Origin of the sequence: Nostoc sp. EspVER01, from assembly GCF_034530635.1 — a bacterium.
In the GTDB taxonomy this organism is placed as follows: Bacteria; Cyanobacteriota; Cyanobacteriia; order Cyanobacteriales; family Nostocaceae; genus Nostoc.
Window position 1 is genome coordinate 94,215 of sequence record NZ_JAVRCS010000021.1, and the last position, 23,128, is coordinate 117,342.

Annotated in this window: 23 protein-coding genes and 1 pseudogene; 12 read left to right on the plus strand and 12 right to left on the minus strand. The window is 41.2% G+C overall.

Annotated features, from left to right (window positions below; translation table 11 throughout):
- The first annotated feature begins 17 nt into the window (after positions 1-17).
- On the plus strand, positions 18-1,295 hold the full coding sequence (locus RMX69_RS18490; RefSeq protein ID WP_322638317.1) for a P-aminobenzoate N-oxygenase AurF: 1,278 nt from the start codon (positions 18-20) through the stop codon (positions 1,293-1,295).
- A gap of 14 nt (positions 1,296-1,309) precedes the next feature.
- The gene (locus RMX69_RS18495; protein WP_322638318.1) at positions 1,310-1,600 is read left to right on the plus strand and encodes a 2Fe-2S iron-sulfur cluster-binding protein; all 291 of its coding nucleotides are present in this window, start codon (positions 1,310-1,312) and stop codon (positions 1,598-1,600) included.
- A 299-nt stretch (positions 1,601-1,899) separates the two neighbouring features.
- Here RMX69_RS18495 and RMX69_RS18500 read toward each other — a convergent pair whose 3' ends face one another.
- Positions 1,900-2,487, minus strand: coding sequence for a Uma2 family endonuclease (locus tag RMX69_RS18500; protein WP_322638319.1), 588 nt, complete (start codon positions 2,485-2,487; stop codon positions 1,900-1,902).
- A 153-nt stretch (positions 2,488-2,640) separates the two neighbouring features.
- Here RMX69_RS18500 and fni point away from each other — a divergent pair, with 153 nt between their 5' ends.
- Complete coding sequence (fni, locus tag RMX69_RS18505) at positions 2,641-3,690, plus strand: type 2 isopentenyl-diphosphate Delta-isomerase (protein WP_322638320.1); 1,050 nt, start codon at positions 2,641-2,643, stop codon at positions 3,688-3,690.
- Between the two features lie 202 nt (positions 3,691-3,892).
- Positions 3,893-5,728 (plus strand): signal peptide peptidase SppA, encoded by a 1,836-nt coding sequence (sppA, locus tag RMX69_RS18510; RefSeq protein ID WP_322638321.1) that lies wholly within the window; start codon positions 3,893-3,895, stop codon positions 5,726-5,728.
- A gap of 76 nt (positions 5,729-5,804) precedes the next feature.
- Here sppA and RMX69_RS18515 read toward each other — a convergent pair whose 3' ends face one another.
- A complete protein-coding gene (locus tag RMX69_RS18515) occupies positions 5,805-6,362 on the minus strand; it encodes an HPP family protein (protein ID WP_289799537.1) in 558 nt (185 codons plus the stop codon).
- A gap of 202 nt (positions 6,363-6,564) precedes the next feature.
- Here RMX69_RS18515 and RMX69_RS29470 point away from each other — a divergent pair.
- From RMX69_RS29470 to RMX69_RS18525, 3 genes and pseudogenes are all read left to right on the plus strand, one after another.
- Positions 6,565-6,752: pseudogene (locus tag RMX69_RS29470) on the plus strand (signal peptide peptidase SppA); the annotation flags it as partial.
- A gap of 398 nt (positions 6,753-7,150) precedes the next feature.
- Positions 7,151-7,390 (plus strand): hypothetical protein, encoded by a 240-nt coding sequence (locus tag RMX69_RS18520; protein WP_104909601.1) that lies wholly within the window; start codon positions 7,151-7,153, stop codon positions 7,388-7,390.
- Positions 7,391-7,598: 208 nt separating this feature from the next.
- Positions 7,599-9,197: an Hsp70 family protein gene (locus RMX69_RS18525; protein ID WP_322638322.1), complete on the plus strand. Its 1,599-nt coding sequence runs from the start codon at positions 7,599-7,601 to the stop codon at positions 9,195-9,197.
- Positions 9,198-9,593: 396 nt separating this feature from the next.
- On the opposite strand, the gene RMX69_RS18530 is transcribed toward RMX69_RS18525, so the two are convergent.
- The 7 genes from RMX69_RS18530 to RMX69_RS18560 form a co-directional block, all read right to left on the minus strand.
- The gene (locus RMX69_RS18530; protein ID WP_322638323.1) at positions 9,594-9,758 is read right to left on the minus strand and encodes a hypothetical protein; all 165 of its coding nucleotides are present in this window, start codon (positions 9,756-9,758) and stop codon (positions 9,594-9,596) included.
- 26 nt (positions 9,759-9,784) lie between these two features.
- Complete coding sequence (locus tag RMX69_RS18535) at positions 9,785-10,936, minus strand: HAMP domain-containing sensor histidine kinase (RefSeq protein ID WP_322638324.1); 1,152 nt, start codon at positions 10,934-10,936, stop codon at positions 9,785-9,787.
- An 82-nt stretch (positions 10,937-11,018) separates the two neighbouring features.
- Positions 11,019-11,465: a response regulator gene (locus tag RMX69_RS18540; protein WP_322638325.1), complete on the minus strand. Its 447-nt coding sequence runs from the start codon at positions 11,463-11,465 to the stop codon at positions 11,019-11,021.
- Complete coding sequence (locus RMX69_RS18545) at positions 11,458-13,221, minus strand: ATP-binding protein (RefSeq protein WP_322638326.1); 1,764 nt, start codon at positions 13,219-13,221, stop codon at positions 11,458-11,460. The genes RMX69_RS18540 and RMX69_RS18545 overlap by 8 nt, the downstream gene beginning before the upstream one ends.
- Before the next feature lie 339 nt (positions 13,222-13,560).
- Entirely contained in the window at positions 13,561-14,094 is a 534-nt protein-coding gene (locus RMX69_RS18550; protein ID WP_322638327.1) for a L,D-transpeptidase, read from the minus strand.
- 497 nt (positions 14,095-14,591) lie between these two features.
- Positions 14,592-15,107 carry a L,D-transpeptidase gene (locus tag RMX69_RS18555; RefSeq protein ID WP_289799529.1) on the minus strand — a complete coding sequence of 172 codons (516 nt, stop codon included), beginning with the start codon at positions 15,105-15,107 and terminating at the stop codon, positions 14,592-14,594.
- Positions 15,108-15,220: 113 nt separating this feature from the next.
- The gene (locus RMX69_RS18560; RefSeq protein ID WP_289799528.1) at positions 15,221-15,853 is read right to left on the minus strand and encodes a bifunctional 4-hydroxy-2-oxoglutarate aldolase/2-dehydro-3-deoxy-phosphogluconate aldolase; all 633 of its coding nucleotides are present in this window, start codon (positions 15,851-15,853) and stop codon (positions 15,221-15,223) included.
- A gap of 229 nt (positions 15,854-16,082) precedes the next feature.
- Here RMX69_RS18560 and RMX69_RS18565 point away from each other — a divergent pair, with 229 nt between their 5' ends.
- Complete coding sequence (locus tag RMX69_RS18565) at positions 16,083-16,349, plus strand: hypothetical protein (protein WP_322638328.1); 267 nt, start codon at positions 16,083-16,085, stop codon at positions 16,347-16,349.
- A gap of 618 nt (positions 16,350-16,967) precedes the next feature.
- Positions 16,968-17,240: a GlsB/YeaQ/YmgE family stress response membrane protein gene (locus tag RMX69_RS18570; RefSeq protein ID WP_185584679.1), complete on the plus strand. Its 273-nt coding sequence runs from the start codon at positions 16,968-16,970 to the stop codon at positions 17,238-17,240.
- A gap of 291 nt (positions 17,241-17,531) precedes the next feature.
- Here the strand turns inward: RMX69_RS18570 and RMX69_RS18575 are convergent, their stop codons facing one another.
- A complete protein-coding gene (locus tag RMX69_RS18575) occupies positions 17,532-18,671 on the minus strand; it encodes an AAA family ATPase (protein WP_322638329.1) in 1,140 nt (379 codons plus the stop codon).
- A gap of 306 nt (positions 18,672-18,977) precedes the next feature.
- Between RMX69_RS18575 and RMX69_RS18580 the strand changes: the two genes are divergently transcribed.
- The 3 genes from RMX69_RS18580 (at position 18,978) to RMX69_RS18590 (ending at position 21,318) form a co-directional block, all read left to right on the plus strand.
- A complete protein-coding gene (locus RMX69_RS18580; RefSeq protein ID WP_322638330.1) occupies positions 18,978-19,808 on the plus strand; it encodes a metallophosphoesterase in 831 nt (276 codons plus the stop codon).
- A 219-nt stretch (positions 19,809-20,027) separates the two neighbouring features.
- Complete coding sequence (locus RMX69_RS18585; RefSeq protein ID WP_322638331.1) at positions 20,028-20,861, plus strand: metallophosphoesterase; 834 nt, start codon at positions 20,028-20,030, stop codon at positions 20,859-20,861.
- A gap of 331 nt (positions 20,862-21,192) precedes the next feature.
- Positions 21,193-21,318: a hypothetical protein gene (locus tag RMX69_RS18590; protein ID WP_289799523.1), complete on the plus strand. Its 126-nt coding sequence runs from the start codon at positions 21,193-21,195 to the stop codon at positions 21,316-21,318.
- A gap of 289 nt (positions 21,319-21,607) precedes the next feature.
- Here RMX69_RS18590 and RMX69_RS18595 read toward each other — a convergent pair whose 3' ends face one another.
- The gene (locus tag RMX69_RS18595; RefSeq protein ID WP_322638332.1) at positions 21,608-22,342 is read right to left on the minus strand and encodes a hypothetical protein; all 735 of its coding nucleotides are present in this window, start codon (positions 22,340-22,342) and stop codon (positions 21,608-21,610) included.
- Between the two features lie 318 nt (positions 22,343-22,660).
- Complete coding sequence (locus RMX69_RS18600) at positions 22,661-23,122, minus strand: WD40 repeat domain-containing protein (protein ID WP_322638333.1); 462 nt, start codon at positions 23,120-23,122, stop codon at positions 22,661-22,663.
- Positions 23,123-23,128: the final 6 nt, after the last annotated feature.

Below are 23,128 nucleotides of genomic sequence, written 5' to 3' on the forward strand. Positions count from 1 at the left end.
GTTAAATCAAAACGGATATGGAAAAAACTATTCATCGCAAATTACAAATTAACCACACCCGCAACAAACAGCAAGATCATACTGCTTTAATGGATGAAGCAGTTAGCAATTTTCGCTACGAAGATTGTCAAAACGAGTATTGGAACCCAGAGGAATTTTCCCTCCTATATGGTACACCTTTATGGGAACAGTCCAGTCAACATCAGCGTATAATTTTAAACCAACTTTACTGGGTAGCTTACTACTCACAAATTGTTTCTGCGGAAATTGCCACTATCTTTTTCAATCAAACCAGTGCAGCCGGACTTTACGCCCAAGAGGATTTTCGCTTAATCTGCGATACCTTAGATTTGGAATCCGCCCAAGAGCGATCGCACATTAACGCCTTCCGCACAATTGCCAAAGAGGTTGAACAAGCGTTGTTTGGGGAACTTATCTTTACCTACCCCATGCGCGGCCCCTTTACAGAAACGATGGTTTATGCTGACACCAATGCCCTAAAAACTTGGTGGAAAAAAATTCAACTTCAATACTTTGGGCTGATTTCTGCGAATAATACTTTTTTGGCTTGTCAGTATTTTACAGTCCGGGGAGTGCGGACACTAAACGGCAAGTTAGTACAGCACAAACTCAGCAATTATTATCAAAAGCATCCCCATCCTGAAGCTGCTCCAATTCCGGCTAAAGTCTCCTATTATCACTTTATGGATGAAAGCTTTCACTTCAATAGTTCGACAATTATATCTCACGATGTTGTCACTTGCCTTAAGCCACCGACTGCTTTTGAGCGACTGGTGGCTAATTTAGGATTGCTAGGATGTCAGCGCGATCATTTTCATTTTTCGGCTGCGATAAACGGGATTTTTTGGTACGATCCGGCGCTGTATGGCAAGATTTATCGGGTGTTGCGATCGCCTATTTTTGAGATGAGTGACAATGATGCTAAAGAAATGATGCGGTGTTGTTTTACGGAGGAGTCGGAAGGATTGCAGCGCAGTTTCTCAACTCATCAGGAGGCAATGAAATCTTATCAGGTGTATATTGAAAAGCTCGATTATCTTTGGCAACGTAATCGGGATATGTCGCTGATGGCTACTAATTCAATTTCTCGATATTTGGCGACTCAAAAAATGGCTTTTCAAGGTTTTGAAAACCGAGGGGATTTATTTTTAGCTCACGCAGAGACGCAGCACTTCTCTACAAGAGGCTGCGCCCGAAGCGAAGCTATGCCGCAGGCTTTACGACTACGCTCAGTGACCGGCGCAGAGAGGAATGGAAAAGTGTTGTTTAGGTAAGATTGTTGCTTATTATGGCTGACTTCTGTAAGATATACTTTCCGGGAAGTGATTTTGTTCCTATCACTCTGGAATGTCATGAAAATTTGTCTGAACATCTCACGATTCAGAATTCACCTGTTTTATTTGGTTGTCGGACTGGTATTTGTGGCACTTGTTTAGTTGAGGTTATTGGTGATATTCTTCCTCCTCAATCTGATGAACAAGAAATGCTGGAAACTTTAGCAGCTAATCATTCTCATGCGCGGTTAGCTTGTCAGGTTGATGTTACAGGTAATGTTGAAATTTGGAGACTGGAAGTGTAAATACTGAGTTGGAAACAAAATTAACTAAAACCCTTAATGGACATGGGTTAGAGGCTAACCGATTAAAAGTTATGTAACAGGTTTGGTAAGTAAAACTTAGGGTCAATTTTTATACAAAAAGTTTATTATACTCAGATTTTATGTGATACTGAAGAGAATAGGCAACACAAGGACAAGTGTTTATGTAAGCTGATTTATACGTCATAGTTACTGATTTACACAGACGGCGTAATGAGCAACAATTAGGCATCATTCGCTGTGAATGATGCCCACGCCATAAGCAGCGCACGATCACAGTTTTATTCCTCAATCAACTCAAAATTCACCCGTTCGTAAAGATCACGCAAGGCAATTTGAAAATCGATAGAATCTAAGACTAAAAATGCATCTTCACTTTCATATTCCTTGAAAATCCATTGACCTTCTGCTTGCTTGGCAAATTGTTCCACAGCAAAACTATACTGGTCAATCATAATATATTCTTGAAAACCAGGAATCGAACGATAATATTTAAACTTATCTATTTTGTCATAATTTTTAGTTGAATTTGATAAGACTTCAACAATTAATAAGGGATTGGTAATAGTTGTTGTACCTGTTCCCTCATAAATAGGCTTACCTTTGATGACTATAATATCAGGATAAGTATAAAGGCGATAACGGGGTATTGATACTTTAACATCAGCCATATATATGTCATAAGCTTGACCTTGCACTGTCAGGGGAAACTTGCGACAAAAATTAAGTGCAATTTTGTTGTGGTTAGTTGTTCCCCCTGTCATAGGTATAATTTCTCCATCTCTGTATTCATTTTTATATTCAGCTTTCTCTTCTAATTCCAAATATTCTTCTGGGGTGTAATAACGCTTTTCTGTTTGTAAAACCATATTAATTAACTCATAAAATGAGTGAATGGGTATGTTATCAATAGCGTAACGTACCCGAAAGATAGCAAAAATAAATATTTTTGTTATACAAATACGGTTGCAGACAATGTAACAATAGCGATCGCAAGCAAATCCTTTTAGCCATACCCACCAGTGAACGCCCCTACCAATATCTCTGCACAAACTCAAAATCGCAAAGCCGATCACATTCGCATCTGCTTAGAAGAAGATGTTCAGTGCGATCGAATCACCAATGGACTAGAACGTTATCGCTTCACCCATTCTTGCTTACCCGAATTGAACCACGACGATATTGATATCAGTACAACTTTTTTGGGGAAACACCTTGACGCACCCTTATTAATTTCTTCCATGACTGGCGGAACAGAACAAGCCGCAATCATTAACCAACGTTTGGCCCAAGTAGCACAACACTACAAAATTGCAATGGGTGTCGGTTCCCAGCGCGTAGCGGTGGAAAAACCCCAGGTGGCTGATACTTTTGCTGTCCGCAAGTATGCCCCTGACGTTCTGCTACTTGCAAACTTGGGGGCTGTGCAACTTAACTACAAGTACGGCTTAGATGAATGTTTGCGGGTAGTTGATATCTTAGAGGCTGATGCCCTGATTTTACACATTAACCCTTTACAAGAGTGCATTCAACCCAAAGGTGACACTAATTTTCGGGGTTTGCTTGACAAGATTTCTATATTATGCTCAAAATTACCAGTACCCGTGATTGCAAAGGAAGTTGGTAACGGCATTTCAGCAGCGATCGCCAACAAACTCATCGCCGCTGGAGTAGCAGCAATTGATGTCGCCGGTGCGGGCGGTACTTCTTGGGCAAAAGTAGAAAGCGAACGGGCAGAAAATCCATTGCAGCGTCGCCTAGGAAGGACGTTTGCCGATTGGGGTTTACCAACAGCAGAGTGCATTACAACTATTAGAGCGATCGCACCAGATGTGCCCTTAATTGCTTCGGGAGGTTTGCGTCATGGATTGGATGTTGCAGCTGCGATCGCCTTGGGAGCAGATATAGCTGGTTTAGCAATGCCTTTCTTACAAGCAGCAGCAACATCGGAGACAGCAGTAGCCGAACTCGCTGAAGTATTAATCGCTGAAATCACCACAGTCTTATTTTGTACTGGCAATGCCACCTTGTATCAGTTAAAGCACTCTGGCAGTTTACAGCGCATAGAATAAGTAGATAGGTCATTTGTCATTTGTAAATGCCCAATGCTCCTCAAGAGTGTTGAGTAATGAGTAATGAGTAATGAGTAATGAGTAATGAGTAATGAGTAATGAGTAATGAGTGGGGAATCTCACTTTTTTACTCAGAACTGGCTCAATGCCGCGCTACCGCTAACGAAACTGTTTTGCCCAATAACTAATAACTAAATAACTAATGCGTAATTTTATCAAACAAACTTTTGCTAGTTTAGTTGGCACTTTACTAGGACTAATTATTTTCGCTGGTCTGGGAACCACTGGACTGTTCTTGCTGATATTGGCTGCTAGCTCGTCTAAAGATACTGGGCCAAATGTGAAAAATAAGTCAGTGTTGGTTTTTGACTTGTCAATGAAAATTACTGATGGCGAGCCTAGTTCAGGGCAACTGTTTCAAAACACAATATCAGGTGTCGATGAAGATAGAATGGCACTCCGCAAAGTTATAGAAACTTTGGAAAAGGCGCGACGCGATCCGCGCATTGTCGGGATCTATCTGGATGCAACTAACACAAGCCAAGCTGGTAATGTTGGCTATGCCTCTCTAAAAGAAATTCGGAAAGCGCTAGAGGAGTTTCGCGCTGCGGGAAAAAAGATTGTTGCCTATGGCAGTGATTGGAGTGAAAAGGAATATTACGTGAGTTCAGTGGCAGATTCCATTGTCCTTAATCCTCTGGGAATGATGGAAGTCAACGGTTTGAGTTCACAACCAATGTTCTTAACGGGAGCATTACAGAAGTATGGCATTGGTGTTCAAGTCGTGCGAGTCGGGAAATTTAAGGGAGCCGTTGAACCATTTATTCTCAACAAGTTGAGTCCAGAAAACCGCGAACAAACTCAAAAATTGTTGGATGATGTTTGGGGAGAGTGGCGCACTGCTGTCGGCGGAAGTCGGAAAATTGAACCGGAAAAGTTGCAAGCGATCGCAGATAATCAATCTTTACTAGAAGCCACACAAGCCAAAACTAGCGGTTTAGTCGATCAAGTACAATACCCCGATGAAGTTGTCGCTGACTTGAAAAAGTTTACAAATAGCGATAAAGAAGACAAAACATTTCGACAAATTAGCCTGAGTAGCTACGCACAAGTTTCTGGTAAATCTTTGGGTGTAGAACGTAACTCCAAAAATCAAATTGCCGTTGTTTATGCTGAGGGCGAGATTGTCGATGGTAAAGGAGAAGATGGGCAAGTAGGAGGCGATCGCTTTGCGAAAATCTTCAACAGACTACGACAAGATAAAGATGTGAAGGCTGTTGTATTACGAATTAATAGTCCTGGTGGTAGCGCTACCGCAGCCGAAGTCATGCAGCGAGAAGTGAAATTAACTCGTGAGGTAAAACCAGTTGTAGTATCAATGGGTGATGTCGCCGCCTCTGGTGGTTATTGGATTGCTAGCGACTCTAATCGCATTTTTGCCGAACCAAATACCATTACAGGCTCAATAGGTGTGTTTGGGGTGCTATTCAATGGGGAAAAGCTGGCCAATAATAATGGTATTACTTGGGATTCGGTGAAAACCGGGCGCTATGCTGATAGTCAAACAGTTTCGCGTCCGAAATCGCCTCAAGAGTTAGAAATTTATCAGCGCAGTGTTAACCGGATTTATAGTATGTTTCTGAATAAAGTTTCTCAAGGTCGGAAACTCCCAGAACAAAAAGTAGCAGAAATTGCCCAAGGAAGGGTTTGGTCGGGTGAGGCAGCCAAAGAAATTGGTTTAGTGGATGAAATTGGTGGTTTGAATACTGCGATCGCATACACTGCCAAACAAGCGAAACTAGGAGAAGACTGGGAAGTGCAAGAATATCCTCGCACTAGCAGCTTCGGAGAACGCTTTTTTGGGCGGGCAACAGAAGAGGCGCGGACTGCTTTAGGCATTGAGGGGGCGCAACTCAAATCAGCCAATCCCCTCACCGCTGAATTTCAGAAATTACAACAGGAAGTAGAGATTCTGCAAAAGATGAACGATCCGCAAGGAGTTTACGCCCGTTTGCCTTTTAACTTGAAGATTGAGTAATTTTTTGTAGGGGTAACTCATGAATTGCCCCTACATTTTGTACTTGATACGATTAATTTTGCTCTAGAAATTAATGTTATAACCAGTGCTTTGGATACGTCCTTTCTGCTGCTAAATTATTAAAGATCACAGCGCATAGCACTAGAATCATCGATCCCTCAAAGGCAGGTGTTAGCAGAAATTGCCAGTCCGGTTTCGTCATCATAACGACTAATGCAACAGCACCCGAAGGTGGGTGTACAGTTCCGGTAAACTGCATAATTGCGATCGCACTAGAAACAGCCATTCCCATTGCCAAGGGAGAGGAACCGAAAAAATGCAGAATTATCAGACTCACTATGGCAGCTAAAAGATTACCCCCAATGACATTACGAGGTTGAGCCAAAGGACTGTCAGGGACACCAAAGATCAAGACACTTGTAGCACCAAAAGGAGCCATCAGCAAAGGAGAATTAGTTTTGACAGCAAGGTAGGACGTTGCTGTGATGGCTAAAAAACTACCGATCCAACTCCAAAAAACATGCCGATGATGAGGTCTTTCTATTGGACAGGTTAGCGGACACGAGCGCCATCTACCAAAGGTTTTAAACCAATAATTTTGCCACTTCAACCGAACTTTTTTACTATCGATCATGAATCAACCACTCGATACTCATGACTCCTTGAATTGACTGAGCAAGGCTTTGCTTAAGTTACAATAACATGACATTTATGAAAAAAATCTCTAAAAAGTATCTAAATACACAGATTTTTTTTGTTTTATTGGAGTCTTGCCTAAATAGGCTAATTTGAACAGCGAGGCGGATGAGTTGGCCTTGCCAAGGTCGTAATCAGGAGAACGCTTTTTTAGGCGGGCAACACCAGAAGCGCGGACTGCTTTGGGAATTGAGGGGACGCAACTCAAACAATCCAATCCCCCACCGCTGAATTTCAGAAATTACAACAGGAAGTAGATATTCTGCAAAAGATGAACGATCTACAGGGGATCTACGCTCGCTTGCCTTTCAACTTGAAGATTGATTAAATGCTTTTTGAGCATCCGTGGACAGTAACTCATCGAATACTACGTCAAACTAGTTTTGAGGATTTCTAGTAAGGATTTTAGTCCTTGTTTTCTCAAGACTAAAGTTCTACCCATCAATATTAAGACAGACTACTACAGCGATACACATGAGTTAGCCTCTTGAGCCATAAACCAGCTGACATCTGCTGCTTGGATGTGTAAAGTAGTTAAGAGTCAACTAAAATTTCCAACTTTTGCCAACCTTTGACAGAATTTTAGATTTATAATTTTGCTGAAGCAGCCCGGTTAAACAGTGGCTCAAGTATGGAAAAATCTAAAATTTTTTATTTAAACCAAGTGTATTTACACACTAACCCAGTCTAAAGTCTAAAATACAAAATTGAGTAAAACATCCATCTATGGCTAGAAAAACACAACGTCTTCTGCTGCTAATTGTTTCCTGTAGTATCACTGGTGTAATTTTAGGAGGTACTGCTGGTTGGGCAGAAAGTAGTCTCTGCCTGGAAGACAGTAAGGTTACAAGTGAGTGCCTAACCCAAGATCCATTCCAAAAAACTATCCAAGGAATGAGTACTGGATTATTAGCTGGGGCTGGGGCTGCTTTTGGTGCAGTCTGGCAGTTACGGAATGAAGATTGAGCTTACATCAAGAGTTAGGAGTTAGGAGTTAGGAGTTAGGAGGAGTTTCGCCAAATAATTTTTTGCGTAAGCGTAGCTAATCTAGGCATCGCATTCTTGATTTTATTAAACTGCCCTTAGATCATTAATTGCATTGTTGGTGGGTTATAGAGAATAATCACAAATAAAGCAGCTTTGGTATCTTTGTGCGAGAGAATAAATATAAAATATGGCGATCGCAATCGATTTTGGTACTAGCAACACAGTCATTGCTCGTTGGAACCCTGTAACCCAGCAGCCAGAAACCCTGACTCTACCAGGCTTATCAATTAAACAAAGTCTCAATCCGCCACTGATTCCCAGCTTGGTTTATGTTGAAGACGCAGCCCAAAATAAAGTCTTAGTCGGGCAACAAGTACGCGATCGCGGTTTTGACCTCAAAGGCGAAACGCGATTTTTCCGCAGCTTCAAACGCGGTATTGGTGCAGATATCCAAGGTTTCTTACCAGAATTAGATGGGCAAATTGTCACCTTTGAACAAGTCGGGCAATGGTTCCTCACTCAAGTAATTGAACAACTAGCACCCCTGGAAGGAGGGTTAGACTCTTTAGTGTTAACTGTACCCGTTGACAGTTTTGAAGCTTATCGTCACTGGTTGGGAAAAGTTTGTCAAGCCCTTCCCGTCGAACAAGTGCGAATGCTGGATGAACCCACAGCCGCCGCCTTGGGTTATGGCTTGGCAGATCAAGAAAATCTCTTGGTGATTGACTTTGGTGGTGGTACTTTGGATTTGTCCCTTGTGCGGCTGGATCGAGGTGTCCAAGCAACCACCAAGCCGTTAGGATTTATCCTCAAGTGGGGTAATAAGTCTCTGGCTGAAGATTCCAAACAAAAAGTCAAAACTGCCCGTGTATTGGCGAAAGCTGGGCAAAATCTGGGCGGTACTGATATTGACAACTGGTTAGTAGATTACTTTGCCAAAACTCAAGAGTTGGCAGTAAGTCCCTTGACAACAAGATTGGCAGAACGGGTAAAAATTCAGCTATCAACCCAAAATCAAGCTAGTGAAGTTTATTTTGACGATGAGACATTTGAAAGTTATGAACTGGAACTAAACCGCGACACTTTTGAAAATATCCTCAAAGAACACGCTTTTTTTGAGTTATTGGATGAGTCGATGACAACACTGTTGCAGCAAGCAAGACGGCAAGGGATAGAACTTCCAGATATTAATGCAGTTTTGTTAGTTGGTGGGACAGTGCAATTGCCAGCAGTGCAGACATGGATCAAACAGTATTTTGAGCCAGAAAAAATCCGTTGCGAACGTCCCTTTGAAGCGATCGCTCAAGGTGCATTACAGTTAGCACAAGGGATACAAATCAAGGACTTTCTTTACCATAGTTATGGTATCCGCTACTGGGATCGTCGCAATCAGCGTCACAAATGGCATTCTTTAATTAAAGCTGGACAGGCATACCCAATGAGTCAAGCAGTGGAATTAGTCTTAGGCGCTTCTGTAGAAAATCAGCCCAGCATTGAACTAATTATGGGAGAATTGGGAGCAGATACAGGTAGTACTGAGGTTTATTTTGATGGCGATCGCTTAATTACTCGCCGTATGGACAGTAGTGAAACCAGCGTCAAACCCCTCAACGATCAAGAAGGCGCGAGGACAATTGCCCAACTGACACCAGCCGGGTATCCTGGAAGCGATCGTATTAAAATCCTCTTTCAAGTTGATGAACAACGCTTTTTACGAATCACGGTTGAAGACTTGTTAACGAATGACACACTTTTGGAGAATCAACTTGTGGCACAGTTGAGTTAGTTAACTAATGGGACTTCCAAATAAAAAAATATCCAACTATTTCTTGTGGGGTGGGCGACACGATAGCCCATGATTAGGGGCGCTCATGTTGCCATTGGTGTCAACTTAACGCGAAACCGCTTGTCCGCCGGGAATTTCAATTCCCGTCTCATATCATGTTCGCCAAATTACCCATAATAAAATAACCCCTCCCCGCCTGCGGGGAGGGGAGACAAAGCACAGCTTTGGCGGGGTGGGGTTCTTCGGGTTTAATAAGCAATCAAGCGGACATGATATCATCGCTAAAGTCATCTGAAGATGACTAAATAGCACCAAAAATCTCCAGTCTACTTCAGTAGACTTAAGCTATTAGCCCGAAAATTTATTTCCGGGCGGGCATGGAAGCCAACAGATAAGCTATTTCCAGCTTAAGTTGACACCAATGTCATGTTGCCCACCCCACAAAATTGAATAATTTATTTCTTGGAAATCCCTAAAAGGATTTAAAAGTAGGATACCGCAACCGATATTGTCAGCTACTAAGAGTAATTGATGAATTTGAGCAGTAGCAGCAATCATCATATCTGCTTGGGTGTGTGTTTTCTCGCTTAATTTTCGCGGAACGCAGAATTTCCTATTGGTAATAATACTGTAACGTTAGTACCAATACCAACTTGGCTTTCAATAGAAATTTCTCCTGTATATAAATCAACACAACGTTTAACAATCGCCAACCCCAGCCCAGTTCCTTGAATTTTTCCAACATTGTTGCAACGGCTAAAGGTTTCAAATAATCGATGCCGATCGGTTTCAGGAATACCAATACCGCGATCGCTAACACAAAACTTCACTTTATCATTTAGGCAACTGACTTCAACTCGAACTTCACTACCAGATGGAGAATATTTCAGTGCATTTGAAATGAGATTGGAAAGGATATGCCTTAAAAGAGCAGCATCCAATTCTATTAGATGTAAATTTGACTGAAAATCTAAAATGATGGAATGTTGATTCTTATCGCTATATTCCAAAGAGGCGATTAACTCCTCACAAAAATCTTGGAGATGAAGTTGACTTAATTCAATTTCAAAATTCCCTGTATCAACTTTTCCCAACAAGATCACTTCATCCAAAAGTTGACACATGTGGTTAACTGTTGTATTGATCTGTTGAGAATAAGTTTCTTTCTTCTCCACAGTCAGGTTGCTATCATAGTGGAGTAGCACTTCACTCAAAACTCGTAATACACTTAAGGGATTCCGAAATTCATGGGATACCATTGAAACAAAGTAGGACTTAAGCTGGTTTAATTCCCGTTCTTTATCCAGTGCATCTAATGCTTCTCGTTCGCGATTTTTGAGTTGTTGGAGAATTTGCGATCGCTCGATTGCGTACCGAATACTACGCCGCAGAAGTTGGATCGTCACCTGATCTTTCACCAGATAATCCTGTGCCCCCTGCGCCATCGCTTCCAAGGCTAATTCTTCATCATCAGATACGGTCAAAATAATAATTGGAATGTCAGGAATCACTTGATGCAACCTTGATACAGTTGCCAATCCCTCAGAATCAGGCAACCGTAGATCGAGCAATGCCAGATGGAATGATTTCGTACAGCAATAGTTAATAGCCTCGCTCAACCGCTTTGCATGAACTAGTTTCCAATCACCGGTCGCTGCTCTAAAGAACACGCGTTCAAACAACTGGGCATCTGTAAGGCTATCTTCTACTAATAAAACTTCAATAGATTCTTGCTGCATATAAAAATGAATCTCCGTGGCTGACAATATCGGATATAAATGAAGTATTAGACCAGGGATTTAATAAAGGTAGAGGCTAACTCTACTCACCAGGTAACTCAACAGCAGCCAACCAAAACTCATCAATCAGTCGAACAACACGAATAAATTTCTGAATATCAATTGGTTTGGTTATATAGCAATTGGCATTAAAATTATAGGAGTCTAGAACATCTTCTTCATCATTTGATGTCGTTAAAATTACAATCGGAATTCGTTTCAAAACTGAATCTGCTTTAACTATTTTCAACACCTCACGACCATCTATTCTGGGGAGGTTTAAGTCCAACAAAATCAGATCGGGACGTAGGGCATCGACAAACTTTTCTCGATGACAGAGATAATCTATAGCTGCCTCACCATGTTTGACCCAATGCAAATTATGGGCAACTTCAGCTTTGCCAAGTTCGCGAATGATTAAATTGGCATCACTAGCAGAGTCCTCAACTAATAAAATTTCAATGGGTCGTAAATTAGAATTGCTACTCATAAATACTACAGGGGATAGTAAAATAAAATGTTGTACCGATGCCAAGGGAAGATTCAGCCCAAATTTCTCCACTATGGCGCGTCACAATTTTTTTACAGATGGCTAGTCCAATTCCTGTACCGGGATATTCATCGTGGGTGTGAAGCCGTTTGAATACCTCAAAGATTTGGTCTAAATATTGCGACGAAATACCAATACCATTATCTTTCACCTGGAATAAATAATCTCGATCGCGTTTTGTGGATTGAATCTGAACATCAGGGTGATTGTCTTCATGGAATTTAATTGCATTACTAATCAGATTTTGGAAGAGTTGCACTAGTTGATTTTGGTCTGCGTTTAACGTTGGTAGTGGTTCGACGGTGATAGTAGCCTGATTTTCAGCGATCGCCACACGCAAGTTACGTAGTGCTTGCTGCACAGCCAGATTACAATCAGTGGTGACAAATTCCTTACGACGAGTGCCCACCCGTGAGTATGCCAGCAAATCTTGAATGAGTTGTTGCATTCGCTTTGCCCCATCCACCACAAAGTTAGCGTAGGATTGGGCTGTGCTGTCAAAGCGATCGCCATACTCACTCATTAGTAATTGGGTATATCCTGCGATCGCCCGCAAGGGTTCCTGTAAATCGTGAGAGGCGACATAGGCAAACTGTTCTAATTCCTGATTTGATTGCTGCAACTCCTGATTTAATAGTTGCAATTTTTTGGTCGCCTCGGTCAGTTCGGCAGTACGTTCGGTAACGCGCTGTTCTAACTCTTCATTGATCCGCAAAATCATCAGTTCTGCCTGTCTGCGTTCGGTAATGTTTTCAATCGCAGAGAGGATACAGATTGTCTCTTCAATTTGAATTAGTTCAGCCGAAACATAGCAAAGAATTTGTTCGCCGTTATGTTTCTGAAGTTTCGCTTCATAGTCTCTGAGTTTTCTGTGGAATTTCAACTCTTGAAGCATATATTGGCGATCGTCTGCTTTCTGCCAAATCTGCACTTCTAAAGCTGTACGCTCTAGCACCTCCTCTCGGACATACCCAAACAGCCACTCAAAACTATGGTTCACATCCAAATATCGTCCCTCATCGAGAGTGGTGATACTTTTAGCGATCGGGCTGCTATAAAAAGCTTTGGCAAATTTATCTTCCGAGAGTTTCAATGACTGTTCTAGCTGCTGGCGTTTCTGCTTTGCCCGCAAGGCTAGGATACCAAAACTCAAACTATCTGAAAGTTCTGTCAACAAAGCTAATTCTTGCGGATTAAACGCATCGGCTTCAGAGGAGTAAATATTCAAAGTTCCAAAAACTTCTCCTCCATCAAATAGAGGTATTACCAGCGAGGATTGATAGCCACGTTGCTGTGCCGCCTCACGCCAGGGAGCAAAGTTGGGGTCTTCCAACATATTTTGGCAGGCGATGGGCCGGCGCGATCGAATTGCCCTGCCGGTCGGTCCCTGTCCTCGTAGTGTATTTGCCCAGGTAATATTCACAGTCTTCAAGTATTCAGCTTCGTAGCCTGCCCAGACAACAGGTTCAACAGTCTTAGCTTCGTCGTGACAAACATACCCAACCCATGCCATGCGGTAAGCCGCCTCTTCAGTAATCAGGTGACAAAGGGTTTGCAGTAGCGTTGCTTCATCGACGGCTCGAATCACAGCTTGCGTACAGGCACTTAACACCCGCAGCGCCCGATTGATCACCTGAAAATCCCGCTTTAGATCCTTAAATAAGTCTTGGGGTAACTTGTTTGGCAAATGATCCACAATTAGCAAGTGCAGAAATAGAAGTCTTCTATTAAGAAGATTACGCCCCAAAATTTATATAGAGGACATTTCAAAAAATATTTAAGGAAATCTTAATTAATTTCAACCTTTACAGACAGTTTCAATCCCAATCCCTGATATGATAATTCGTTTAAATTCTGCGATTGTTACCATTACACCTTACAAACCATTTTTAAGCATAGACAGTGAAGAATATTCCCAATTACTCAAAAATGTGTTTTTAGTCTAGCAATTATGTATAGACAGGTGCTTAACTCCATGAACGCACCCGTCTATACATCAAAGGAAAAATTGCAGATATTTATTACGAATTAGCAATTATTTCCGCACAACTACTAATGTTCCTGTTGAAGTCCAGTTGTAAAGATTGCGAGCTTGCTTAACAGGTAAATTTACGCAACCGTGACTGACTGGAGTCCCAAAACGGTTATGCCAATAAGCGCCGTGAATGGCATACCCTCTGTAGAAATACATTGTGTAAGGAACGTCAGGAATGTTGTAGCCTCTGCCTCGCATCCGATGAGTACGATACTTAGAATTAATCCGAAATCTACCTATGGGTGTAGGAGTCGCTCGCTTACCTCCAGAAATGCGATATGAATGAACAAGTTTATTACCTTCCCATGCACGTAAACGTTGCTCTGACAAATCAATTTCAATCCAGCGAGATTGGCTAATATTATTAGATACAGTGATGCTGTTTTCATCGACTGACGTGGCTGTTGCTGTAGTCGAGTTGGGTGTACCTGTTAACGGCGATGACCAAGAGAATAAAGTCACCACCATCAGCGCCACGCCTGTACAAAAAGTTCCTGAAGAACGAATCCCACCACGGCGAATCCAAGTTTGCATTATGCCTCACCTTTTAAACTACGCAAAAATTATGAAATGAAGTAATTTTCTGGAAAACTCCAAATTCCAGAGTGACTACTCACTTTCTGTGGAGGATTTACGCAATTCATCCGCTAATGCTTCTCAAGACAAGTCCTAAGCTAATCCACATTCAATTGGTATATTTGTCATTTGTCCTTAATTAAATGATGAGTCCTAATACCAATGACCAACAACCAATTACAAAGGACAACCTTTACAAAAAATCTGTCATTTAAATGTCTAAATGCAAACTTTCCCCGAATTCATATTTGCATTTCTAATTTCACACAGTAATTGTCAGGATTTCCGCTTATTTATTAGGCAAATCTTTAATGCCCTTTTCTATATTTTATTTCAAGTTCGGTAATTTGGACTCCGAAGATTCCCAGCATAAAATCTTGCTGGGAATCACTTAATTGTCTTGATTTGTTGTTATTAATGATTTTATCCAAATTGCCTTTTGGTTGCTTCACCTACTATTTCTGGATAACTACTGGTGTCCCTACCGATGCCCACTCAAATAGCCATTTAGCGTGTTTAGGTGCGAGATTTACACAGCCGTGGCTGACTGGCGTACCAAACCTTTTATGCCAGTAAGCCCCGTGAATACCGTAATTGCCTTGGTAAAACATCGCATGAGGAACATTGGGAACGTCATAGCCGCTTCCCCGCATCCTTGTAGTTTTGAACTTGGATTGAATATTAAAAGTACCAATAAGAGTGGGAGTGGATTTTTTGCCAGAGGAAATAGCACTTCCATAAACCACTCTGTCACCTTCCCAAGCTATTAACCGTTGCTTTGAAAGATCAATTTGAATCCAGCGCTTATCCGATTTTTGTAATGTCTGGATTTTTTGTGCAATCACTTGATTTTTGGAATTCGCCCAAGCTTCACTGGTTCCAGTAGTAGTAAAAACACTTAAGGACAGTGCTGTACCAGTGAGGAGTACTTGTAAGCGACGCACCCAGTCAGGAGAAATTTGTCTTTTCATTTTAGATACACTCACACTCAAATCATGGGGTCTTGAGAAACTTATCAGGTTTCACCTTTATTTCCATATCTATTACTTTAATAGACGTGGATGTTTGATGATTTGATTCTAAGTTAACCTAACTGTTGCATTAGGTTTTTTGCCTGAGTTGCGATCGCTAACCAATTTCCCTCTATGACAAGCTTTTGGGGAAATAATTCCCCGCTCAAACCGACAGCGATCGCTCCAGCTTGCAAAAATTCTTTGGCATTTTCTAGAGTCACGCCGCCAGTAGGAATTAAGGGAATCTCACCCAGTGGCCCTTGCAAACTTTTGATATAGTTAATCCCTCCCACTGCTTGTACGGGAAACACTTTTACACAACTAGCGCCCTGACTCCAAGCAGTAACAATTTCTGTAGGAGTCATAGCTCCTGGTATAATCGGCACATTTTTTTCTTGTGCTGCTTGAATCATTGCCGAATCAACATGGGGTGTGAAGAGGAATTGCGCCCCAGACGCGATCGCTTCTTCTAGCTGCTGCACATTGAATAGCGTACCAGTGCCAATGATACAGGCTGGTAATTCCGAACGTAGTTGACTGATTAATTCCCCAGCGCGATCGCTATTCCAGGTAATCTCAATTAGCTGCATTCCCCCAGATGCTACAGCCATTGCCATTTGCTGCCCCAATTCGATTTGGGGGGCGCGGATAACTGCGATCGCTCGATGTTTTTGCAACTGTGATAACCAAATTTGATTAGGCATTTTAACTGGGAATTGGGGACTGGGAGTAGGGACTCGGACTAGAAAATAGTTTTCAATCTAGTAAATACCTAATTTTTAATACTAATGCCCAATCCCCGATTCATAATCCCCTTAAAACTTGCTTCTTGCATCAAGCTATGAGATATTACATATAAATAACGTAAACTCTATAGCCTTGCCGTAGTTTAAAGTTAGTGTCTTAGCATTTGGGTTTAAAGGAGTAATTAAAATGACAATTGCACGACAAAACACAGCAGCATCCTTACCAATCACCATTCACCATTCTGAAAGCGTCGATATAGCTAGCTTATGGAAGCTTGTGCGACTAAGTGCAAATGAATTTTGGTGGCGCACCAAGTCATATACAACGATTCTGGGCGTCATGCTGCTGACTTTAGTAAGTCTGATTTTCCTAAGTATGCATTGGTCTTACCGCAGACTGTTCCCATTGATCGGCCATCAAGTCATTGGCAGCGATCGTGGGATAAGCAATTAAAAATTAAAAGCCATATATGAGGTTGGTAGGAATAAACAATCGTCTCAATTATCTGATTTTGCTTCCTTTACATTACTTTAGAGACAGTCTCTAAAAACTCAGCTTAATTCTTCTAGTAGAGGAGAGAGCTAATTAAAAATGCATATACTGCAATTACCAAGCAATAGTTTATATAAGCCCCTAGTTAAAGACCTACTAGGAGCTTTTTTTTAATTGACTATCTACCTCAAATGGGTCATATAGCATTTGTCAGACAGCTTAGGACATTGGCAAATCGTAAGGGAGCATCCCGTTTTGGCGAATCGCCCTGCGCTAAGGCGCACGCTACGCGAACAGACTATAAGTCTGGGGCTACACAAACTAAACCCACCTTTCCTTTGGAGAACCCGAAGGAGTACGTTTGTATAGCCGCGATTTCCAATCGCCAGGTATTTCTGTCACATATATCCATAGCCGACTCCTCCTGAGCAGGATGGTAGCCGCAATATACTAAAAATCTCGTAGCAATTAAACTATTCCTAATGGATATTCATAATTAATTCTGATGGTAGATTAAGTTAGAAATGAAGATCGTTAATATGTATTTGTAAGTCAAAAACGTTTACCAACTTAACAACAATGAATATTCTTGCTTGGATTGTTTTAGGTCTAATTGCTGGTGCGATCGCAAAAGCTATCTACCCCGGTCATCAAGGTGGCGGAATTCTAGGAACCATATTGTTAGGAATCATCGGTGCTTTTGTTGGCGGTAGTTTAGGTGTATTTTTCAGTACGGGAACTTTATCTCTAGCAGCTCCTAGTCTCAGCATTCCAGGTATTGCAGTAGCAGTTCTTGGTGCAATTGTCGCAGTTTTCTTGTGGAATTTATTAACCAACCGCAGTGCTGTATAAAAAATTGCGGTAAATCAATGACAAAGATTTAACAAATTCATTTAACTATTTTTAACTGTGAATTAAATTGAAAAAATAGCGCCAGTCTGTGATAAGTCTGGCGCTGTTTTGTAATTATAGAGGTTCTCAGTAGAGTCCAATACAGACTTAACCCCAAGCAAGCCCCTTCAACCTCTCTATACCGTCAGGTTAGAGAGGAATTTCTGTATTAAGCTCGATTTTGGGACAGATATTGGTAAAAATTTTATAGGAAGATTAGCGATCGCTAAGTGTAAAATTATCTTAACAGTTTTAACTAGCTCTAAGAATTCCTATACCAGCTTCTCTTTCAATGTAATCTGCTAAGTTGATAAAATCTTCACGCGGGTAGCATCTTCCGCCAACTAGATCAAAAGCTAATCTACTGGCAGGATTTTCTGGATTTTCGAGTATATGTATACCCCAGTAGTAAAGTAGGTCGCTAGTCCGAATGCAAACTTCTTCTGGATCTATACAATGAAATTTTTTATCTATTTTACTAATTTCTTTATAAGTATTAGAATAAACTTCTTTAAGAAGCCTTAAGCGTTTAATACCAGGATCTTTAAAATTGTTAACTAATACAAATAAATGAGCTAAATTATTGATTTCACGTATTTCTTTAACAGTATCTTGAATAACTTTACCGTGCTTGCTTATTCCCAGTGGATTGAAGGTTGTTGGGATAATACAATAATCTAATCGCTTAACTAGCTCTGAGGGATTACGCTCTAATGCTGGCGAGCAATCGCAAATTACTATTTGACAGTCACGGGCAGCATCTTCATGCCAATCATTTCCATCAAAAACTTGAATAGTTGTACCTACCCCTTTAGGATTGGGAACAAAAACCCCATCACCTACTAATTTTTGCAGATTTTGTTCTGGGTCTAAATCCACAAGTGCTACATTAAATCCTTGCAGCGCTAATGCTCCTGCTAAATGACCTGCTACAGTTGTTTTTCCTACTCCGCCTTTACAGGTAAAAACTCCAAAGTAAACTTTTTTTGGTGGAGGTGGGGGAGGGTCTTCGCCGCTAGGAATCGCAACCAGCTTATTTTGATGGGCAATCCCACAGCGAACTTTAGTATCTTTACCCCAGGTTCTGATTAATGCCAATGCTGGGCCACCAAACCCTTTTGTAGTTATGAACCAACCAAAATTAAATTTTTTGCCTTCGTCAGAATCTAAAAAGTCAGCAAACTTTAAAAGCTGTGGCGCTGTTACGTTACTTCTTAGCCATTTAACCTGAACAACAACAATTAGGTTTTCTTTTTTGACCACTAGGTCATAGTCAGGTTGATTGATCTTTGCAGTTTCAACTGTCCAACCTGCTTTATAGATCAGTGTTTCTACGTGCTGCATAAAGCGGGTAAAATCTTCGCTGAATGATTGTTCTGAAGGTGATGACATAAACAGTTTTAAATGTTTTGGTTCAACAGGTGGTAGTATGTAGCACAGTATACTCTATAAAAATTAACCTTGACCGTATAGTTGATTTATATACGTAACATGAATCACTATCCCTCGCCTTCCAAAGAAATGCACCATACTCTGACGTAAATTAACAGCAAAGCTACGTCTGATTTAAAAAAGTATAAATACGCTAAAACCTACAGCTTTAATAAAATTTTCAATAACTTGCACTGGTCGCTGTACACGAACTGACAATGTTTCGTTAAGCTGTAAGCGCTATGATTGAACTTTATTAAACGTCTTATGCATTGGTTGTTATCTGGGCCGTTGAGTACAGAAGCATTAACGGTTAACATTGCAGGGTTGCCTGCATCTTTACAAGGTAAAAAGCTGGTGCAGTTGTCAGATTTTCACTACGATGGTTTGCGGCTGTCGGAAGAGATGTTAGAAAAAGCGATCGCAGTGACTAACGAAGCTAAACCAGATTTAATTTTATTAACTGGTGACTACGTAACTGATGATCCGTCGCCAATTCACCAACTGGTACTTCGACTCAAACATTTGCAAAGTCGCAGTGGAATCTATGCTATCCTTGGCAATCACGATATATATAAACACGCAAAAGCAGAAGTTACAGAAGCCCTTACTAGCATTGGAATTCACGTCCTTTGGAACGAAATTGCCTATCCACTAGGAAAAGAATTACCACTCGTCGGACTGGCTGACTATTGGTCACGGGAATTCCACCCCGCAACAGTTATGAACCAGCTAAACCCCGACACACCCTGCATTGTTTTATCCCACAACCCAGATACTGCGGAGATATTACAAACATGGCGAGTCGATTTACAATTATCTGGTCATACTCACGGTGGTCAAATCGTGATTCCTGGAATTGGTCCTGCGGCGTTGTTTTACGAAAAGCTTGTAAAAAAAATACCCAGAAAAGTGAGGCATCGATTCCCATTTCTAGAAGTAAATGTTTCTGTTGTAGTCAACCATTGGGAATGGGCGCAGGGTTTGCATCGGCTAGGTAAAAATCAGCTATATATCAATCGTGGTTTGGGAACTTACCTCCCAGGACGCTTATTTTGCCGCCCAGAAGTTACTATGATCACCCTACAAGGTGAGTAGGTAATTCCAAATCTAACAAAAAAGAACGCAATTTCAGCAGGTACTCTGGCTAATGAGTGCTTACAAACTCAGCCATAACCTGCTACTTTCATCGCCAAAATTTAAATCGAATGAATTAATTGTATCTGAAGTAGATGACATAAATTATTGCATTTTATCAAGTTACATTTTTATTTTTGGTAAGCTGTAAGCGCTGGTATGAGGAGTATCGGTTAACTTATGCATTGGTTGTTTACGGGACATTTAAGAGTAGATAAAATAACGGTTAAGATTGCGGAACTTCCTGCATCTTTACAAGGTACAACGTTAGTGCAGTTGTCAGATTTTCACTATGATGGTTTGCGACTGTCGGAAGATATGTTAGAAAAAGCGATCGCACTTACTAATGAAGCTGAACCAGATTTAATTCTATTAACTGGTGACTACGTAACTGACGATCCCACACCAATCCATCAATTGGTGCTTCGACTCAAACATCTGCAAAGTCGCTGTGGTATCTACGCCGTACTTGGGAACCACGATATCTATTACAGCCACTCTAAAGCAGAAGTTACACAAGCGTTAACCACCATTGGGGTTCACGTACTTTGGAATGAAATCGCCTATCCATTAGGAAAAGAATTACCATTGGTAGGACTAGCTGATTATTGGTCACGGGAATTTTACCCCGCACCAGTGATGAATCAACTAGACTCGCTTACACCGCGCATCGTTTTATCTCATAACCCAGATACAGCCAAGATATTGCAACAATGGCGCGTAGATTTGCAACTATCTGGTCATACCCACGGTGGTCACATCGTGATTCCGGGCATTGGCCCTCTAGTACTCTATTACAAAAAGCTACTCAAACAAATTCCCAAAAAATTACGGCGTTGGGTAACATTTTTATTAGGAGACTGCTCAAAAGTAGTTCGATATTGGGAGTGGGCGCAAGGTTTTCACAAGGTGGAAGAAAATCAACTATATGTCAATCGTGGTTTAGGAACTTATAAACCAGGACGTTTATTTTGTCCGCCTGAAGTGACTGTAATTACCTTAGTTAGTCATTAGTCATTGGTCATTGGTTACTTGTACTGAGTTTTGACACAACGACTACGCCCTTCTCTACGAGAGGCTGCGCCAACGGCTACGCTCAGGACAGGCTCAGTGCATCGCTGCGCGGAAATCGAGCGACTTGTGCCGAGCGAAGTCGAGGTAAGTCGAGATTCAACTACCGCGTAGTCGTTGGCGTAGCCTCTAGTAGAGAAGTATTGGTTATTAGTCTAAATAAATGACAAATGACAAAAATGCATCATAACACTCAAAGCAGAAACCGCCTGAAGCTACGATGGATAAATCTCAATAGCTTGGGGCGGTTACTTGAAGATTGGAGAATTCAGAAATGGCTAACTTAAAATTTGGTGGACAGTATTCGCGATCGCTTTACTCAGAATTGCACATCCTTACATTCCAACTAGGCAGGCATTTTCTGGCTGTGCGTTCTAAAACCTCCAAAACAACTCATTGAACTTAAGGCAAAAACACATTCAACGGATGTCACAACCAATCATAGCGATCGCGAGAAGATTAGAGCAGGAGGCACAGGCTCTAACTTGAAAGTTTTTGTTTAACTTTTAACCTGTTTGTACCTTGGTCTTAATCTAGCATTGTGTTTGTTTAGCTACAAGATACCTTTACTAAACTTGAATACCATTAATTTTTCGCAACAATTCAGAAATATTGCTTAAAATTTGTTCCACTTGGTAATATTCGCATTCATGCCAACATTACCAAGTGGACTGAAAGTTCAGAAGCCTTTACTGACCAGAACCGCTGTTAGATGTACTGTCTGACTGGTCTACTCCTTGAGGTGTAGTGGTTTTAGAGGTGTCACTTTTTGTACCAGGAGCAACAGTATTAGTAGAACTATCGTTCTGCGAAGCCGGAGTATTAGTAGTTGGACTCGTCGCCGGACTTTGTGACGCTTTAGGAACTGGCTGGGTTACAGAAGGTGCTTTTTCTGCCGCAGGCTGCTGGGGTGGAATAGTAATGTTAATATCCGGTTGGCGAGGTGCAGACGGAGGTGTAACTTGCTGTTGGGGAACAGGAACAGGAACAGCAACAGGTACAGGTACTTCCGTAGTTCTTTCGATTATCGTTGGTGGTTGAGGAGATGCACTGGGAGTTGGATCGCTCTTACTCGGAACAGGAACCACAACTGGCACAGCATTGTTAACCGCTGCGTTATTCTGCTGATTGAAGTACCAAACCCCACCTATAACTAAACCAAGCAGGGAAGTAATGATAATACCCAACAGCAAACCACCACTAGCATTGTTTTCATCACGTTGGGCTAAATCTGCTTGCTGGTAGCTACGCTCAACATTTCGACCATGTACGTAACCGTTAGTGTAAGAGTTGGGATTAGTTGTATTGTTCTTAACTGTTTCAGTGGTTTGTGTGTAATGGGTCTGAGTATTGCCATTAATATCAGTGTAAGATTCTTGCCTAACTTCACTGTTTTTGCTTTCGCGTTCATTAGGAATAGACATAGCCGTTGATTTAACTCCTCAGATTAAAATATTGACGAACTAAAGCTTTGTGAAAACAAAAGGTTTTAATGAACTGAAAATATATGTTGCTGATAAATATTGAGTCTTATTTGCTACTCAACTGTTGGTGATCTCAGAATAACCTCTGCATTCAAACAAGTGGCTCTATCTCCAGGGAGTTAATACTTAATCTTTAGAGAGTTAATACTTAATCAAGAGAAAGAGTATCCCAAAGATGGATGTTATCAAACTGTCAATTAATGCATCGATCAAAAAATCTAGCAATTTGCTTCAATTCTCTAAATTTTTAATTTGTTGTTAGATAGCGCAGCGCCAAAGCTTGATGGTCATATCTCGACTACCACTAACCAAAGTTTTGCCATCAGGACTGAAAGCGACAGAGTTAACCCAATCTGAATGGTTGCCCAGCGTGTAGAGTTGTTGTCCAGTGCTAATGTGCCATAACTTTATGGTGTAGTCTGCGCTAGCACTGGCAAGATTTTGACCATCGGGGCTAAAAGCAACAGACCAAACATAACTGTGATGTCCAGCAAGTGTGTTAACTAGCTTACCTGTATTGATATTCCATAACTTGATAGTCTGGTCATAACTGGTACTAGCTAAAATTTGCCCATCAGGGCTAATGGCGACACCAGTCACCCAACCTGAATGCCCAGTGAGAGTTTGCAGCAATTTGTTACTCTTCAAATTCCATAGCTTAATGGTATTATCCGGGAGCATCCACTTTTGGCAGAAACACTCAAATAGCAAGTAAACCATTCAGAT

Coding starts and splice junctions, on each gene's coding strand:
- RMX69_RS18490 (WP_322638317.1), top strand. CDS start 18: ATGGAAAAAACTATTCATCGCAAATTACAAATTAACCACACCCGCAAC.
- RMX69_RS18495 (WP_322638318.1), top strand. CDS start 1,310: ATGGCTGACTTCTGTAAGATATACTTTCCGGGAAGTGATTTTGTTCCT.
- RMX69_RS18500 (WP_322638319.1), bottom strand. CDS start 2,487: ATGGTTTTACAAACAGAAAAGCGTTATTACACCCCAGAAGAATATTTG.
- sppA (WP_322638321.1), top strand. CDS start 3,893: ATGCGTAATTTTATCAAACAAACTTTTGCTAGTTTAGTTGGCACTTTA.
- RMX69_RS18515 (WP_289799537.1), bottom strand. CDS start 6,362: ATGATCGATAGTAAAAAAGTTCGGTTGAAGTGGCAAAATTATTGGTTT.
- RMX69_RS18520 (WP_104909601.1), top strand. CDS start 7,151: ATGGCTAGAAAAACACAACGTCTTCTGCTGCTAATTGTTTCCTGTAGT.
- RMX69_RS18525 (WP_322638322.1), top strand. CDS start 7,599: ATGGCGATCGCAATCGATTTTGGTACTAGCAACACAGTCATTGCTCGT.
- RMX69_RS18530 (WP_322638323.1), bottom strand. CDS start 9,758: ATGATGATTGCTGCTACTGCTCAAATTCATCAATTACTCTTAGTAGCT.
- RMX69_RS18535 (WP_322638324.1), bottom strand. CDS start 10,936: ATGCAGCAAGAATCTATTGAAGTTTTATTAGTAGAAGATAGCCTTACA.
- RMX69_RS18540 (WP_322638325.1), bottom strand. CDS start 11,465: ATGAGTAGCAATTCTAATTTACGACCCATTGAAATTTTATTAGTTGAG.
- RMX69_RS18550 (WP_322638327.1), bottom strand. CDS start 14,094: ATGCAAACTTGGATTCGCCGTGGTGGGATTCGTTCTTCAGGAACTTTT.
- RMX69_RS18555 (WP_289799529.1), bottom strand. CDS start 15,107: ATGAAAAGACAAATTTCTCCTGACTGGGTGCGTCGCTTACAAGTACTC.
- RMX69_RS18560 (WP_289799528.1), bottom strand. CDS start 15,853: ATGCCTAATCAAATTTGGTTATCACAGTTGCAAAAACATCGAGCGATC.
- RMX69_RS18565 (WP_322638328.1), top strand. CDS start 16,083: ATGACAATTGCACGACAAAACACAGCAGCATCCTTACCAATCACCATT.
- RMX69_RS18570 (WP_185584679.1), top strand. CDS start 16,968: ATGAATATTCTTGCTTGGATTGTTTTAGGTCTAATTGCTGGTGCGATC.
- RMX69_RS18575 (WP_322638329.1), bottom strand. CDS start 18,671: ATGTCATCACCTTCAGAACAATCATTCAGCGAAGATTTTACCCGCTTT.
- RMX69_RS18580 (WP_322638330.1), top strand. CDS start 18,978: ATGCATTGGTTGTTATCTGGGCCGTTGAGTACAGAAGCATTAACGGTT.
- RMX69_RS18585 (WP_322638331.1), top strand. CDS start 20,028: ATGCATTGGTTGTTTACGGGACATTTAAGAGTAGATAAAATAACGGTT.
- RMX69_RS18590 (WP_289799523.1), top strand. CDS start 21,193: ATGGCTAACTTAAAATTTGGTGGACAGTATTCGCGATCGCTTTACTCA.
- RMX69_RS18595 (WP_322638332.1), bottom strand. CDS start 22,342: ATGTCTATTCCTAATGAACGCGAAAGCAAAAACAGTGAAGTTAGGCAA.
- RMX69_RS18600 (WP_322638333.1), bottom strand. CDS start 23,122: ATGGTTTACTTGCTATTTGAGTGTTTCTGCCAAAAGTGGATGCTCCCG.